The organism is Vagococcus penaei (assembly GCF_001998885.1).
Taxonomy (GTDB): Bacteria; Bacillota; Bacilli; order Lactobacillales; family Vagococcaceae; genus Vagococcus; species Vagococcus penaei.
Genome location: NZ_CP019609.1, coordinates 1,356,063 through 1,368,996 on the forward strand (window position 1 = coordinate 1,356,063; position 12,934 = coordinate 1,368,996).

17 protein-coding genes are annotated in these 12,934 nt (G+C 34.7%); 8 read left to right on the forward strand and 9 right to left on the reverse strand.

All coding sequences use genetic code 11. The features are described 5' to 3' along the window. Positions 1 to 194 precede the first annotated feature (194 nt). From BW732_RS06505 to BW732_RS06535, 7 genes are all read left to right on the forward strand, one after another. On the forward strand, positions 195 to 1,760 hold the full coding sequence (locus tag BW732_RS06505) for an ABC transporter ATP-binding protein (RefSeq protein ID WP_077275992.1): 1,566 nt from the start codon (positions 195 to 197) through the stop codon (positions 1,758 to 1,760). Further along, positions 1,753 to 2,853 (forward strand): ABC transporter permease, encoded by a 1,101-nt coding sequence (locus BW732_RS06510; protein ID WP_077275993.1) that lies wholly within the window; start codon positions 1,753 to 1,755, stop codon positions 2,851 to 2,853. Before BW732_RS06505 ends, BW732_RS06510 begins: the two co-directional genes overlap by 8 nt. Next, positions 2,850 to 3,803: an ABC transporter permease gene (locus BW732_RS06515; protein WP_077275994.1), complete on the forward strand. Its 954-nt coding sequence runs from the start codon at positions 2,850 to 2,852 to the stop codon at positions 3,801 to 3,803. Before BW732_RS06510 ends, BW732_RS06515 begins: the two co-directional genes overlap by 4 nt. A 69-nt stretch (positions 3,804 to 3,872) precedes the next feature. Next, positions 3,873 to 5,045 carry a phosphopentomutase gene (deoB, locus tag BW732_RS06520; protein ID WP_077275995.1) on the forward strand — a complete coding sequence of 391 codons (1,173 nt, stop codon included), beginning with the start codon at positions 3,873 to 3,875 and terminating at the stop codon, positions 5,043 to 5,045. Positions 5,046 to 5,069: 24 nt separating this feature from the next. Continuing rightward, positions 5,070 to 5,885, forward strand: coding sequence for a purine-nucleoside phosphorylase (locus BW732_RS06525; RefSeq protein ID WP_077275996.1), 816 nt, complete (start codon positions 5,070 to 5,072; stop codon positions 5,883 to 5,885). 26 nt (positions 5,886 to 5,911) lie between these two features. Continuing rightward, a complete protein-coding gene (gene deoD, locus BW732_RS06530) occupies positions 5,912 to 6,625 on the forward strand; it encodes a purine-nucleoside phosphorylase (RefSeq protein WP_077275997.1) in 714 nt (237 codons plus the stop codon). A 180-nt stretch (positions 6,626 to 6,805) separates the two neighbouring features. Beyond that, positions 6,806 to 7,075, forward strand: a complete 270-nt coding sequence (locus BW732_RS06535; RefSeq protein ID WP_077275998.1) for a hypothetical protein — start codon at positions 6,806 to 6,808, stop codon at positions 7,073 to 7,075. A gap of 313 nt (positions 7,076 to 7,388) precedes the next feature. On the opposite strand, the gene BW732_RS06540 is transcribed toward BW732_RS06535, so the two are convergent. From BW732_RS06540 to BW732_RS11785, 3 genes are all read right to left on the reverse strand, one after another. Further along, positions 7,389 to 7,601 carry a helix-turn-helix domain-containing protein gene (locus tag BW732_RS06540; RefSeq protein WP_077275999.1) on the reverse strand — a complete coding sequence of 71 codons (213 nt, stop codon included), beginning with the start codon at positions 7,599 to 7,601 and terminating at the stop codon, positions 7,389 to 7,391. Positions 7,602 to 7,615: 14 nt separating this feature from the next. Beyond that, complete coding sequence (locus BW732_RS06545) at positions 7,616 to 8,083, reverse strand: DUF2975 domain-containing protein (RefSeq protein WP_077276000.1); 468 nt, start codon at positions 8,081 to 8,083, stop codon at positions 7,616 to 7,618. A 90-nt stretch (positions 8,084 to 8,173) separates the two neighbouring features. Continuing rightward, positions 8,174 to 8,410, reverse strand: a complete 237-nt coding sequence (locus tag BW732_RS11785) for a DUF3955 domain-containing protein (RefSeq protein ID WP_077276001.1) — start codon at positions 8,408 to 8,410, stop codon at positions 8,174 to 8,176. A 365-nt stretch (positions 8,411 to 8,775) separates the two neighbouring features. On the opposite strand from BW732_RS11785, the gene BW732_RS06555 reads away from it, so the two are divergent. Then, complete coding sequence (locus tag BW732_RS06555; protein ID WP_077276002.1) at positions 8,776 to 9,237, forward strand: hypothetical protein; 462 nt, start codon at positions 8,776 to 8,778, stop codon at positions 9,235 to 9,237. A 53-nt stretch (positions 9,238 to 9,290) separates the two neighbouring features. On the opposite strand, the gene BW732_RS06560 is transcribed toward BW732_RS06555, so the two are convergent. The 6 genes from BW732_RS06560 to BW732_RS06580 form a co-directional block, all read right to left on the reverse strand. Further along, positions 9,291 to 9,842 (reverse strand): DNA-3-methyladenine glycosylase I, encoded by a 552-nt coding sequence (locus BW732_RS06560; RefSeq protein WP_077276003.1) that lies wholly within the window; start codon positions 9,840 to 9,842, stop codon positions 9,291 to 9,293. Between the two features lie 123 nt (positions 9,843 to 9,965). Beyond that, positions 9,966 to 10,853 carry a hypothetical protein gene (locus BW732_RS06565; protein ID WP_077276004.1) on the reverse strand — a complete coding sequence of 296 codons (888 nt, stop codon included), beginning with the start codon at positions 10,851 to 10,853 and terminating at the stop codon, positions 9,966 to 9,968. 20 nt (positions 10,854 to 10,873) lie between these two features. Beyond that, positions 10,874 to 11,404: a class D sortase gene (locus BW732_RS06570; RefSeq protein WP_077276005.1), complete on the reverse strand. Its 531-nt coding sequence runs from the start codon at positions 11,402 to 11,404 to the stop codon at positions 10,874 to 10,876. Then, the gene (locus BW732_RS11415; RefSeq protein WP_161485530.1) at positions 11,325 to 11,555 is read right to left on the reverse strand and encodes a hypothetical protein; all 231 of its coding nucleotides are present in this window, start codon (positions 11,553 to 11,555) and stop codon (positions 11,325 to 11,327) included. Before BW732_RS11415 ends, BW732_RS06570 begins: the two co-directional genes overlap by 80 nt. A gap of 3 nt (positions 11,556 to 11,558) precedes the next feature. Next, the gene (locus BW732_RS06575; protein WP_077276006.1) at positions 11,559 to 12,119 is read right to left on the reverse strand and encodes a hypothetical protein; all 561 of its coding nucleotides are present in this window, start codon (positions 12,117 to 12,119) and stop codon (positions 11,559 to 11,561) included. A 532-nt stretch (positions 12,120 to 12,651) separates the two neighbouring features. Further along, the gene (locus BW732_RS06580) at positions 12,652 to 12,873 is read right to left on the reverse strand and encodes a hypothetical protein (protein ID WP_077276007.1); all 222 of its coding nucleotides are present in this window, start codon (positions 12,871 to 12,873) and stop codon (positions 12,652 to 12,654) included. Positions 12,874 to 12,934: the final 61 nt, after the last annotated feature.

Genomic DNA, 12,934 nt, shown 5'->3' on the forward strand with positions numbered 1-12,934 from the left:
TAATTTACTTTTGTACTTTTAAAATTTCATGGGAGGCATGATTCCCGAATTGGGTTTAATGCCCTCCCTTGAAGTTTTTTTATTTTAGACTTTAAAGGAAGTACAAAACACTTTAATGTGTGTTTCTGTTTCCTTCAACGTCTAATTGAAATTGAGTTGTGTTACTGAAGCATTTAAAAAAAGGATGTGAAACCATGAGTCAAGAAAATTATGTCATTGAAATGCGTAATATAACAAAGCAGTTCGGTGAATTTAAGGCAAATGACAATATTAATCTCCAAATTAAAAAGGGTGAGATCCATGCTTTGTTAGGTGAGAATGGAGCGGGTAAATCAACACTGATGAATGTGTTGTCAGGACTCCTACAACCTACAAGCGGTCAAATTTATATGGATGGTAAACCGGTTAACTTTTCTGGACCAACAGATGCTAGTAAGCGTGGAATTGGGATGGTTCACCAACATTTTATGTTAGTTGACGCTTTTACTGTAACCGAAAACATTATTTTAGGTGATGAGCCCGTAGATAAAGGGATGCTTGATAAAGCAGTTGCAGCTAAAGAGATTGAACGTATTTCAAAACAATACGGAATGGAAGTTGTGCCGTCAGCATTAATTAGCGATATTTCAGTTGGGATGCAACAACGTGTTGAAATTTTAAAAACGTTATATCGTGGAGCAAATATTTTAATCTTCGATGAGCCAACAGCAGTATTAACACCTCAAGAAATTGATGAGTTAATTCTAACAATGAAAGAGTTAGTCAAAGAAGGTAAATCAATTATTATTATCACACATAAATTAGATGAAATTAAAAAAGTAGCTGATCGTTGTACAGTTATTCGTCGTGGTAAAAGTATTGATACAGTTACGGTAAAAGATGTGTCATCACAAGAATTAGCGGATTTAATGGTTGGTCGTTCTGTTTCATTTAAAACGGAGAAACGCCCACCAAAACCAAATGAAGCTATTTTATCAATTAATGATTTATATGTGAAAGAAAGCCGTGGACTTGATGCTGTAAAAGGCCTTAGCCTTGACGTTCGTGGTGGCGAAGTTGTCGGAATAGCGGGAATTGATGGCAATGGTCAAACGGAATTAATTCAAGCAATTACTGGTTTACGCAAAGTGGAAAAAGGAACTGTAACAATTAAAGGAAAAGATGTGACAAATCAACGTCCACGTCAAATTACTGAAGTTGGAATAGGGCATGTACCAGAAGACCGTCATAAGTATGGTTTAGTTTTAGAAATGTCACTAGCAGATAATATCGCATTACAAAGTTATTATCATGCGCCATTTAGTAAGAGTGGCGTGTTAAATCAAAAGTATATTAATGATTATGCGCGTAAGCTAATCGAAGAATACGACGTACGAACAACAGGTGAGTTGGTTCCAGCAGCTGCATTATCCGGTGGTAATCAGCAAAAGGCGATTATCGCGCGTGAAATGGATCGTGATCCAGAGTTACTGATTGTCTCACAACCAACACGTGGGTTAGATGTTGGAGCAATTGAATATATTCATAAACGCTTGATTGAGCATCGTGATAAAGGTAAAGCGGTTTTAGTCGTTAGTTTTGAATTAGATGAAATTTTAAATGTATCAGATAGAATAGCGGTTATTCATGCCGGAGAAATTGTCGGAATTGTTGATCCAAAAGAAACATCTGAAAAAGAATTAGGCTTATTGATGGCTGGTTACTCACTAGATGAAGCGAGAAAAGAATTAGGTGTGAAAGTAGGTGAAACACATGAGTAATTTAAATTCAAATCGATTAAATAGCGTCTTAGTTCCCGTGCTTTCGATTTTAATGGGCTTTATCTTAGGTGCAATTATTATGGTTATTTTTGGTTACGACCCAATTCAGGGGTATCAGGCAATGTTCCAAACAGCCTTCCGTTCACCAAAAAGTATCGGTGAGATTTTTGTAATGGCTGCTCCATTAATTTTCACAGCATTGGGCTTTGCGGTCGCGAACTCGGCTGGTTTCTTCAATATCGGTTTATCTGGTCAAGCTTTAGCTGGTTGGGTTGCAAGTATCTGGGTTGGTTTAGTTATGCATGATTCACCCCGCTTATTGACGTTAATTTGTGCAATTTCTGCTGGTGTGATTGCTGGTGCAATTGCAGCTGCTATTCCAGGTTTTTTACGAGCTTACTTTGGAACAAGTGAAGTTATTGTTACCATTATGATGAATTATATTATTTTACATGTTAGTACGCATATTATTAATAATGTGATTGCTAAGCAATATATTTCTACTAAAGGAACAACAAAAATGGTCGGTGCCAATGCCTCGCTAAGAACAGAATTTTTAAGTCAAATTAGTGAAGGTTCACGTTTGAACTTAGGGATTATTTTTGCTTTTGTAGCATTGATTTTAGTTTGGTTCTTGATGAAAAAGACGACGTTAGGTTTTGAAATTACGTCGGTAGGCTTGAACCCATTTGCTTCTGAATATGCAGGAATGAGTAGTAAACGAATTATTGTTTTATCCATGGTTATCTCAGGTGCTCTAGCTGGCTTCGGGGGCGTGGTTTATGGTTTAGGAACATTTGAAAACTTAGTTGTTCAAGGTGGCTCATTAAGTATTGGGTTTGATGGTATGGCGGTTTCTCTATTAGGTGGTGGATCCTCAATTGGTATCCTACTATCTGCTTTACTATTCAGTATTTTAAAACTAGGTGGACAAGGTATGCCATTAGTTGCTGGTGTACCAACTGAGTTAGTTGACGTTGTAATTGCATCAATTATCTTCTTCATTGGAATTAATTACTTAATTCGTTTTATCTTGAAAAAAATTGAAACAAAAAAAGCATCCAAAGCTGCTAAAGGAGGTCAAACATCATGAGTTTAGACACAATTGCATCTTTAATCACTCAAACATTAGTCTATTCGACGCCTTTAGTGTTTACAGCTTTAGGTGGAACGTTCTCAGAACGTAGTGGGGTTGTTAACGTTGGTTTAGAAGGTATTATGGTTATGGGCGCCTTTAGTTCGGTTGTCTTTAACTTGAGTTTCGCTTCAACATTTGGTGCTTGGACACCGTGGCTAGCCTGTCTAGTTGGTGGTTTAGTTGGGATGGTTTTCTCCTTGCTACATGCTGTGGCAACGATTAACTTACGTGCTAATCACATCATTAGTGGTACGGTAATTAACTTAATGGCACCGGCACTGAGTATCTTTTTAGTCAAAATTATTTATGGCAAAGGTCAAACAGATCAAGTGGTTGAAACATTTGGTTATTCTAGTTTTCCAATCTTAAATAAAATCCCTGTCATTGGACCGTTGTTATTTTCAAATACGACGGCACCGGCATTTGTATCCATTTTATTTGCAGTCATTGCGTGGTTTATTTTATACAAAACGCGTTTTGGTCTAAGATTACGTGCAGTTGGGGAAAATCCTCAAGCTGCAGACACATTGGGAATTAATGTTTATGGCATGAAATATGCTGGTGTATTAATTTCTGGTTTCCTTGGCGGTATTGGTGGTGCGGTATTCGCTCAATCAATTTCTGGTCGTTTTGCAGTAACAACGATTTCTGGTCAAGGGTTCATCTCAATGGCTGCGATGATCTTTGGTAAGTGGAATCCGATTGGAGCTATGGGAGCAGCAATGTTCTTTGGTTTCGCTCAAAACTTAAGTATCGCTGGTGATGGTCTGCCAATCATTTCAAGTATTCCAAAAGTCTACATGGAAATCGCACCATATGCGTTAACTATTTTAGTCCTTGTATTATTTATTGGTAAATCAACAGGACCAAAAGCAAATGGTAAAACATACATTAAATCTAAATAATTTTGGTCATAACACCCTCAATTTTTGAGGGTGTTTATCAAATAAAAATGAAGAGAGAAGGCAATAAATATGTTTAAAAGAGTTCATTTAATCGTCTTAGATTCAGTTGGAATTGGAGAAGCACCAGATGCCGAAAAATTTGGAGATTTAGGAAGTCATACTTTAGGACATATTGCAGAAACAGCTGGGTTAACATTACCTAATATGGAAAATCTAGGATTAGGTATGATTGAACCTTTAAAAGGTGTTAAAGCGATGCCAGATCATAAAGGTTATGTGACGAAATTAGAAGAAGTTTCAGTTGGTAAAGATACAATGACAGGTCACTGGGAAATCATGGGATTAGATATTCAAACACCATTCCGTGTCTTTCCAGAAGGTTTTCCTCAAGATTTGTTAGATAAAATTTCTGAGTTCTCTGGTCGTGGTATTATCATGGGGGCGAATAAACCGTATAGTGGAACACAAGTTATCGACGATTTTGGTGCAGAACAAATGGAAACTGGCGATTTAATTATTTATACGTCAGCTGACCCTGTTTTACAAATTGCGGCACACGAAGACGTAATTCCATTAGAAGAATTATATCGTATTTGTGAATACACTCGCGAAATTACTAAAGATGATCCATACATGATTGGTCGTATTATTGCTCGTCCTTATGTTGGTGAACCTGGTAACTTTACAAGAACTCCAAACCGTCATGATTACGCTCTAAGTCCATTTGGTGAGACAGTATTAGATTCATTGAAAGCGCATGGTAAAGACGTGATTGCGATTGGTAAGATTAATGATATCTTTAATAGTCAAGGAATTACCGAAATGGTACGAACAAAATCTAATATGGATGGCGTAGATCAGTTATTAAATGTGATGAAAAAAGACTTTACTGGTTTAAGTTTTACTAATTTAGTTGATTTTGATGCGTTATTTGGACACCGTCGTGACACAGAAGGCTATGCTCGTGCTTTAGAAGACTTTGATGCACGTTTACCTCAAATCAATGAAGCCATGGCAGAAGATGATTTACTATTAATTACAGCTGACCATGGAAACGATCCGACTTTCCCAGGAACTGACCATACACGTGAATATGTACCATTATTAGCTTATAGTAAAAAAATGACAGGTCATGGGTCATTACCACAAGGTTATTATGCAGATATTTCAGCAACAATTGCGGAGAACTTTGGTGTTCCTGCAACTGAAAATGGTCAAAGCTTTTTAAATGAATTAAAATAAAGAAGTTGATAAGGAGTTAAGAAGATGTCATTAAAAGAAAGATTAGTAGAAACAACACAATTTATTCAAGCACAAGGTGTACAGGAGGTTGATTTTGGTTTAATTTTAGGTTCAGGTCTAGGTGAATTAGCCGATGAAATTACGGATCGCGTTGTGATTCCTTACGAAACAATTCCGCATTTCCCAGCTTCAACTGTGGTTGGTCATGCAGGGCAACTTGTTTATGGAACTTTATCGGGTAAAAAAGTTTTAGCAATGCAAGGTCGTTTCCATTACTATGAAGGTCATTCTATGCAAACAGTCACATTCCCAGTTCGTGTGATGAAAGCATTAGGTGCTAATTCAATGGTAGTAACGAATGCTGCTGGTGGTGTGAATACATCATTCTCACCTGGCGACTTGATGTTGATTACCGACCAAATCAACTATACTGGTGATAATCCATTAATGGGCTTGAATGAGGATGAGTTAGGTCCACGTTTCCCTGATATGTCAGAACCGTATGACCGTGCGTACGGTGAAGTAGCTAAGTCTGTTGCGAAAGAATTAAAAATCACTCTACAAAAAGGTGTTTATATGGGATTCTCAGGACCCACGTATGAAACACCAGCTGAAATTAGAATGTCTCGCCTAATGGGTGCTGACGCAGTGGGTATGTCAACTGTTCCCGAAGTGATTGTAGCAAATCACATGTCAATGCGTGTTTTAGGTGTGACCTGTGTGACAAACTTAGCTGCAGGAATGCAAGCTAATCTTAATCACGAAGAAGTCGTTGAAACGACTGAGCGCGTAAAAGCTGATTTTAAAGAGTTAATCAAGTTAACACTAGAAAGAATTTAATTAATCATAGAGGAGCGGATTATTTAATGAGTACACATATTGGTGCAAAACAAGGCGATATTGCCGATAAAATCTTATTACCAGGTGATCCATTACGTGCGAAATATATTGCGGAAACATTTTTAGAGAATCCAGTTTGTTACAATGAAGTACGTGGCATGTTGGGATACACAGGGACTTATAAAGGTCATCGTGTATCAGTTCAAGGAACAGGTATGGGAATGCCATCAGCAGCGATTTATGTGAATGAATTAATTCGTGAATACGGTGTCAAAAAATTAATGCGAATTGGAACATGTGGTGCGCTAAATACGGATGTTCATGTTCGTGATTTGATTTTAGCACAGGCAGCAGCAACAAATTCTGCGATAATTCGGAATGATTTTCCTAAATTTGATTTTCCACAAATTGCTGATTTTAATATGCTTGTGACTGCACATGATATTGCAAAAGAGCATGGTTTTACGACACATGTTGGAAATGTCTTATCTAATGATACTTTCTACGCAGATGATCCTAAGGATGCAATGCGTTTAGGTGAGTATGGTGTCTTAGGTGTCGAAATGGAAGCAGCCATTATCTATTACTTAGCGGCTAAATTTGGTGTACAAGCATTGGCACTAATGACAGTTAGTGATCACATGATTACTGGTGAAGAGACGACTGCTGAAGAACGCCAAACAACGTTTGATGAGATGATGATTGTTGGATTAGAAACGATTATTAAAGAAGATAATTAAGTCGGACGCTAAAACGAATACAAAATTATTTTTTATTGATTATTAGCGTAAAAGCAACGAAAGTATCCCTACTTTCGTTGCTTTTTTTATGCGACTAACCAAACGCCATTTTTAGCTTAAAAGATGTCCATGTTATACTAAGAGTAGCAAGACCAACTAGGAGTGAGGAGTGATTATTGGATGTACAATTTAGTCTTACTATTTTTAGCTATCGTAGTTTTAACTGTAGGTATGTGGTGGTTAGGGTATTATCAACAAAGAGTATTAGGTATCATTTATAGTCTTGGAAATTTGGGAGTGATGGTGTATTTATTGCAAAACCGTTACCAAAGTTTTGATAGAGGAGAGCGTATCTTTATTTGGCTGTTTGTCATTGGTTGGTTAATTTTTCTAATGGATTTATGGCGTAAAGGTCGTCGTGAACGACGTAATCGACAGTCAGTGGACTAAATAAAAAAAGAAACCGTCTATGAACTCCTGGACGGTTTCTTTTTATGACGATAGTGCACCGAGTACTAATTAATCTCGATTAATGGCAGATAGAATTAAACAAGTGTAAGTAATAATTTTATAGCTAAAACAACCCGCTAGGCTGATACAGAGGAGGTTTAAAACACCCAATAACCAAGTACGATTAGACCATAAATATATTAACATTAAGATGGATAATGTCAAAAAAGTCATCTGCAAAAATGACTAGATTGCCTAATAAATTAATGAGATTATCCATGTCTAATTATCCTTTCTCAAGAAAACCAACTAATCAATCGCTATCTGGAATATACTCTAAAATATCTCCTGGTTGACAATTGAGAGCTTCACAAATCTTTTCTAAAGTTGAAAATTTAATTGCCTTAGCTTTACCATTTTTTAAAATAGAGATATTAGCCATGGTGATACCAACATGATTCGTTAAGTCAGTAACACTCATTTTACGTTTCGCAAGCATTACATCAATATTAATTTGAATCGCCACATTTTCCCCTCCTACTAAATAGTTAGATCACTATCTTGTTTTAATTGTTCAGCGACAGTAAATAGGTGAAAGAGTAAAGTAGCAATGATGGCAATAATAATGCCAATTAAGAAAAATAAACCGGATAATAAATAAAATGGCATATTTGCTTTAAGAAAAATCAGTCCACAAATGAGTAGCAGAGCATAAAAAACACTTTCACCAATACCAGCGTAAGCAATCGTTTTTAAGCGTTTTTGAGTGTGTGGAGTAAACAGCTTCTCGTGTTTTAAATCAGTACTGATGCGCCATAAACTAAAAAGAATATAGTATACAGGTAACGCTGTTATCCAGAAAAATAACTGTAAAAATAAATTATACTTTTGAATAGAAAAATAATGGGCCATTTTTGGTGCTAGTAACAGTAGAAATCCTAGTCCAAGTAGAGCTACTAAAGATAAGGCTACACGGAATAAGGTATTTATTTTTTTAAAGTTCATCATCTTTCTCCTTATTAGAGTCTATCTATTTATTATAGTTGATTTAACCATGAGAAAAAACCTATAATTGGTAAATTATAGGTTTTTCTTGCGCTATTTTTTAGTCGTAATGGTTTTTATGAAACTTATTGCGCCAATAATGACAGCTAAACAGATTAAGGCAAAACCTAAAGGAAGCGTGAAGAAGAATGGTTCATGCAGAACGCCATTACTGTCTAATGTACTAGTTGAAAGCCTTATCGGTGCTGCACCAATGAGACAAATCAATCCTAAGACGAAAATGATTATAGAGCTTAGAGTTAGTTTGTTTGAACGTTTATTTTTTGACATATGTAATTCCAACTTTCTTTGTTTTTATTTGATAAATAGAATATAGCATAAAAAATATTGTTAATCAATCTTTTTTTATTGTTTTACAATAAAAAAAGATTCTTTTATAATAAATCAAGTGATGGATTTTATCTAATATTTGTCTCTTCTCAGATAGGTTACGTCTTATGGGAATTATCAGCTTAAGTTTACTAGTAAATTAAAATGGAGAATCTATCAATATGTTATAAAGTCTGGCGTGATTGTTTAATAAATGACTATTTTTTGTTATAATTATATTATAAGTAGATTTTAGCTAGCTTAATTAGTGACGAAAAAGTTTGTCTAATACTCCAGTCAAAATAATATTGTAGGAGGAAATGAAAATGAAAAAATGGTTCATTCTTAGTAGTCTTTTATGTTTAGTTGCTGTTACAACATCTTGTAGTAATCAAAAAGGGACAACTGACTCATCATCCTCACAATCTGTTAACACTCTAGAAACGTCTGTAGTTAACACGAGTGAGCAAGAAGCATCAAAAGAGAATGTTGTTTTAGAAGGTACGCTAGCCCATGATGCAAAGATGGATGAAAAAAATATCACCTCAGTATTAGTAAAAAAAATTCAAGGGATTAAAGACCCAGATGATATCCAAAAAAGTATGGAAAAAGATGGTCTTATTTTGAATATTCCAGAAGACCGCTTGATTGCAGCTGATCTAACAGCAGATGATTTAAAGAATGGGACTCGAATTGAGTTTACCATTACGTCAAATGCTGCAATGACTTTTTCATTACCACCACAATTAATGGGCGACTCTTTAGTCAGCTTAAAAGTATTAAAATAAAGCGTAAAAAAACTTGTTACTAGTCTTGTTTTTACAAGATAGTAACAAGTTTTTTATTTTTTAAAACATGTCAGTAAATGATCATTAACTAAGCCAATTGCTTGCATATAAGCATAGACTGTCGTGCTACCTAAAAATTTAAAGCCACGTTTTTTAAGGTCTTTACTAATCTTATCAGATAGTTCTGTTTTTGCAGGAACCTCACTAATATCTGACCAGTTATTGTTGATTGGTTTATCGTCAACAAAGTCCCATAGATAGTGGCTAAAGGATCCAAATTCATTTTGAATGGCTATAAACGCTTGGGCATTACTAATCGTTGATTTAATTTTTAATTTATGACGAATCACTCCAGGATTAACTAAAAGTCGTTCGACATTTTCATCAGTATAGGCTGCTATTTCTTGATAGTTCCAATTGCTATAAGCTTCCGTAAGAGTCTCTCTTTTGGCTAAAATAGTTGACCAACTTAAACCAGCTTGCATACTTTCTAAAATAAGTAATTCAAACAATTTTTGATCGTCAAACAAAGGTATACCCCACTCGTTATCATGATACTCTTGTTCTAAGGGATTATGGACTGCCCAGTCGCAACGTGTTGTCATAGAAAAATCGCTCCTCTTTAAAAAAATCGTCCTGTTTAATTAAACAGGACGATTCCTACTTTGTATTGCTAGTCTACCATAATTTTAATATGAAAGTCATTTTTAATGGATAAAGCTAGGACATTAATAATTATCATATTGAGCTCGTCTTTTTTTGCGCGAAGTGGCATTGATTTTATTTTGACGAAGACGTGTCGCAATTACTGCAAAAATGATACTAACTAGAACTAAACCACCACCAACCATGATAAATGTCCAAAGTGATTGTTCAAATAGTAAAACTACTAGTTGATACAAAGATTTTTGGGCAATTGACAGTCGCTTAATTAGCCCACTAAATAAAATAATCGTAGGAAAGACTAGTAAAATGAGCCCAGTACTGCTAAATAGAATAGCTGAATATCGAATGATTCGATGTGGAATACGGTGTTGTAAGAAAAATAATATGGCCATTAAAATGATAACACCAGAGATTGAAACAAGACTAAACAACGTGACATTTTGTTTGAAGATTCGCATTTTTTGACCTAGTGCTGGTAAAAATGGAATAGTCAGTTCAGCCTGATATTGTTCATAGGCAGTATTAACAAACCGTTCAATATTCTTCTTTTCTTCTGTTGATAGGTCATTTTTCTTTGCTAAAGCATAATCAGTAATTGTTTGAGATAAAGGCGTTGTAAAGGCCGCTTTATCTGGATTGAATGGCCTATTGTCTAATGCATGATGAATGTAAGCAGTCATTTCTTTGGTTACTTGCTCTTGACTAATTGGTGTCTTGATTACTTCGGGAGGAATACCGCTACCACGACCTAAATCTTGAATAGATAGAACAATTTCTTGATGTACATGCTCAAAAAAATTTGATTTATCTGCCATTTTTAGTACAAAAGAGCTTGAAAACAAGGTAGAGTTAACAATCATTAAAACCGCAAAGCAAGATAGTAAAACGGTTGCCACAAATGTAATGAATCCTAAAGTAAATTGACGAAATAACTTTTGTTTGGTTTCCATATAATTGTCTCCTTTAATTATTATTGAATGAGTGGGCCAGATTCTAAATCAGCATAAATAAATAACCGATCATCGGTTAGCCCCACCATATCAATTGGGTAACATGTGTAAAGGATTAATTTATGGCCTTCTTTTTTGAACAATGAAGCGATGGCGCTTTTATCATCAAATTTAGCAATTTGATGCTTGGTAACTTTGTAAGTATAAGTCCCATAATTTGTTTGAATAGTTATTTTATCACCGACATCGACTAAATTCATCGTACTAAAGTCAGTTGTATTATGACCACCCATTAACGAGGTGCCAACTTCTCCAGGTAAGACACTGCCAGTATACTGTCCGACACCCTTGCGTAATTCTTCAGGACTATCACCAAAAAATAATTTAGCTTTAATTGAAGCTTTCTCAATCGTTACTTGCCCGTACTCGTCGCCAGGACTAGGGTAAGTGATATCATTAGCTGAAATCGTCTTAGGTTGTTCTTTTTTTTGTTGTATTATTGTCTTTTTGATTATTATTTTCTTCTGTAAAAAGTGTAGTGTGTTGTGCATCAAATGTCGGCTGTGTGTCTAAAAGAACCAGTTGAACAGTGGATTTTACCAAGTCAAAAACTGGACTTAAGACAATTGCTAGCACACTATACCCAAAACAAAGAAAAAGAATAGGCATATAAATATATGCCCATAACTTGTATTTTTTCATTGATTAAGCCATCCAGTATTTTTTGCCAATCACTGCCATACCTAGTGCGCCGACAAATAATGAACCAACGATTAAGAAACTTGGTGTGTAATTAGCGCCTGTTGCTTTAACAATCGGTGCTTTTGTACTAGCAATTCCTTTACCGTTAGAATCTAATAATGAAAATGTCTTAGGATCAACCTTTAATCCAAGAATATTAGCGGCTTTAGTAAAGTTATCACGTAATTGATCTTTTACATCTTTCGGTAATTGACGACCGAAATCCTCTAAGTCTGTTCCAACGATTCCTTTAGAATTTTGAGTAATTAATTCTTTAGATGATGTAATCAAATCTAGTACTTCTTTTGTTTGTGCATCTGTATAGGTATTAGTTTTAAATGTATTTTCAGCTTGTGTGACACGATCAGTTGGAGTAAAATACTCTTTTCCATCGGCTCCTTTGATTGATTTTAGTTCTTGAATGATTTGTTTCTCATTCTCTGTTAACGGGTTATTAGCGCTAACTGTTGTTGAAAATAAGACACAAAGTAATAACGCACTCACAATTGTAATGATTTTCTTCATAAAATGACCTCCAGTTTTTTTTATATATTGTTATTATAGCATAAGTTACTCGAAAATTTACATAAATTATAGGTTAATTAAACGAAGACATCAGATTTTTAAATTAATTATACTATTTACTGAAAAATATGCTGATTTTTAAGTGTTATTTTGAATGAAAAGTAATTTTTCATGACTAAAAATATAGTGAACAGTTATGTGCATAAAGTCTCATTTTTATTTTATTATTTTAATACTTATTTATTCTTATGGTTGTGTCAAGAATTATGTGTTTAACGATTCCAAATGACAACAACTTCTCTGATAGCAAATTAGAAACAGATATACAAGTCTTTTTAATAAAAATGTTTAAAATTTTATGTAATAAATGTGAGGGAAGTTGGTAGTTTAATCATGTACTAACTATTTAGAAAAAGTTAAGATGAGTACTATTACATTTTATAAAATTTAGTTATTGTTGATTTTGAATAGACATAAAAAAAATAAGGGAGACAACAAATTTTTAATTTTGTTGTCTCTCTTATTTTTCTAATTAGCAAAATTTCCCTGCTCCACTGAGCGCTCCGCCAATTGCGCCACATGTTCCACCAAGAACAACTCCTCCAGGTCCTAAAGATAACCCAGTTAATCCTAGTGTACCCATTCCTGTAAACATTCCTCCAAACGTTCCAGCTACACATTTACCTATTTTATTTAACCCACCACCATTAATTTGAGGTATTTCTTTTTCTGATAATACGTTGATATTATTCATATATATACCTCCAAAATTTATTTTTTAAATCTTTTTATACAATAAAAAAGTGGAAAATTTC

Bases quoted from the DNA above. Each gene is read 5' to 3' on its own strand.
- BW732_RS06555 (WP_077276002.1), top strand. From the start codon at position 8,776: ATGAAAAAATGGTTCATTCTTAGTAGTCTTTTATGTTTAGTTGCTGTT.
- BW732_RS06560 (WP_077276003.1), bottom strand. From the start codon at position 9,842: ATGACAACACGTTGCGACTGGGCAGTCCATAATCCCTTAGAACAAGAG.
- BW732_RS11415 (WP_161485530.1), bottom strand. From the start codon at position 11,555: ATGAAAAAATACAAGTTATGGGCATATATTTATATGCCTATTCTTTTT.
- BW732_RS06575 (WP_077276006.1), bottom strand. From the start codon at position 12,119: ATGAAGAAAATCATTACAATTGTGAGTGCGTTATTACTTTGTGTCTTA.
- BW732_RS06505 (WP_077275992.1), top strand. From the start codon at position 195: ATGAGTCAAGAAAATTATGTCATTGAAATGCGTAATATAACAAAGCAG.
- BW732_RS11785 (WP_077276001.1), bottom strand. From the start codon at position 8,410: ATGTCAAAAAATAAACGTTCAAACAAACTAACTCTAAGCTCTATAATC.
- BW732_RS06515 (WP_077275994.1), top strand. From the start codon at position 2,850: ATGAGTTTAGACACAATTGCATCTTTAATCACTCAAACATTAGTCTAT.
- BW732_RS06525 (WP_077275996.1), top strand. From the start codon at position 5,070: ATGTCATTAAAAGAAAGATTAGTAGAAACAACACAATTTATTCAAGCA.
- BW732_RS06565 (WP_077276004.1), bottom strand. From the start codon at position 10,853: ATGGAAACCAAACAAAAGTTATTTCGTCAATTTACTTTAGGATTCATT.
- BW732_RS06510 (WP_077275993.1), top strand. From the start codon at position 1,753: ATGAGTAATTTAAATTCAAATCGATTAAATAGCGTCTTAGTTCCCGTG.
- BW732_RS06580 (WP_077276007.1), bottom strand. From the start codon at position 12,873: ATGAATAATATCAACGTATTATCAGAAAAAGAAATACCTCAAATTAAT.
- BW732_RS06535 (WP_077275998.1), top strand. From the start codon at position 6,806: ATGTACAATTTAGTCTTACTATTTTTAGCTATCGTAGTTTTAACTGTA.
- deoD (WP_077275997.1), top strand. From the start codon at position 5,912: ATGAGTACACATATTGGTGCAAAACAAGGCGATATTGCCGATAAAATC.
- BW732_RS06570 (WP_077276005.1), bottom strand. From the start codon at position 11,404: ATGCACAACACACTACACTTTTTACAGAAGAAAATAATAATCAAAAAG.
- BW732_RS06545 (WP_077276000.1), bottom strand. From the start codon at position 8,083: ATGATGAACTTTAAAAAAATAAATACCTTATTCCGTGTAGCCTTATCT.
- deoB (WP_077275995.1), top strand. From the start codon at position 3,873: ATGTTTAAAAGAGTTCATTTAATCGTCTTAGATTCAGTTGGAATTGGA.